General features: G+C 37.4%; 1 protein-coding gene. It reads left to right on the top strand.

The genetic code is table 11. The features are described 5' to 3' along the window. Positions 1-266 precede the first annotated feature (266 nt). Positions 267-947: an IS6-like element ISS1N family transposase gene (locus ABT232_RS38405; RefSeq protein WP_043737811.1), complete on the top strand. Its 681-nt coding sequence runs from the start codon at positions 267-269 to the stop codon at positions 945-947. Positions 948-1,083: the final 136 nt, after the last annotated feature.

The following is a 1,083-nucleotide window of genomic DNA, read 5'->3' as shown; positions in this document are numbered from 1 at the left end:
TAACTTCTCCCCTCTATAACGTTTGTAAAAAACGTTTTAATCATTACGCTTTCAATGATACGCTTTTTTTGATATTTTGGTTAATAGGTAGATTGTAAAATTAATCCGACGCTGTTCGGACAAAAAAGACCAGCTTCCTTTAAAATGGTGTTTATCACAAACCCATTTTTAGGAGCCGATCTTTTGTCTAGTAGGTTCTGTTGCAAAGTTTTCCAAAAAATCTATTTTAGTGTAAAATTGAGAAAAAAGACAGAGAGGACAGAGTAATGAATCATTTTAAAGGCAAACAATTCAAAAAAGACGTCATTATTGTCGCTGTTGGTTACTACCTGCGTTACAATCTAAGCTATCGTGAAGTTCAGGAATTGTTATATGATCGTGGAATAAATGTTTGTCATACTACGATTTATCGTTGGGTGCAAGAGTACAGCAAAGTCCTCTATTATCTTTGGAAGAAGAAAAATAGACAATCCTTCTATTCATGGAAAATGGACGAAACCTATATCAAAATTAAGGGACGTTGGCATTATCTTTATCGTGCAATTGATGCGGACGGCTTAACCTTAGATATCTGGTTACGAAAGAAACGGGATACGCAAGCAGCCTATGCTTTCTTAAAACGACTCCATAAACAGTTTGGTGAGCCGAAAGCAATTGTGACCGATAAAGCACCTTCTCTTGGCTCCGCCTTTAGAAAGTTACAGAGTGTGGGTTTATATACTAAGACAGAGCACCGAACTGTGAAGTATCTTAACAATTTAATAGAACAAGACCATCGACCTATTAAACGACGGAATAAATTTTATCAAAGTCTCCGTACAGCCTCTTCCACGATTAAGGGCATGGAGACCCTTCGAGGAATATATAAAAAGAACCGAAGAAATGGAACGCTCTTCGGCTTTTCGGTGTCTACTGAAATCAAGGTATTAATGGGAATAACAGCCTAAGATATTTGGAGTTCAGAGAGGGCGCGTTTGATTTTCAAACTTCGCAACAGAACCGTTTCTACTCAATGAACTATAAGCAAAAGGCAGCTGATCTCAACAATGTGAAGTCAGCTGCCTAAGCAAGGTTCAAAATATT

Source organism: Streptomyces sp. NPDC001532 (assembly GCF_040298625.1).
Classification (GTDB): domain Bacteria; phylum Actinomycetota; class Actinomycetes; order Streptomycetales; family Streptomycetaceae; genus Streptomyces.
The sequence above is the reverse complement of the archived record's forward strand: the minus strand, read 5'-3'. Positions and strand labels throughout refer to the sequence as shown.

Coding starts and splice junctions, on each gene's coding strand:
- ABT232_RS38405 (WP_043737811.1), top strand. CDS start 267: ATGAATCATTTTAAAGGCAAACAATTCAAAAAAGACGTCATTATTGTC.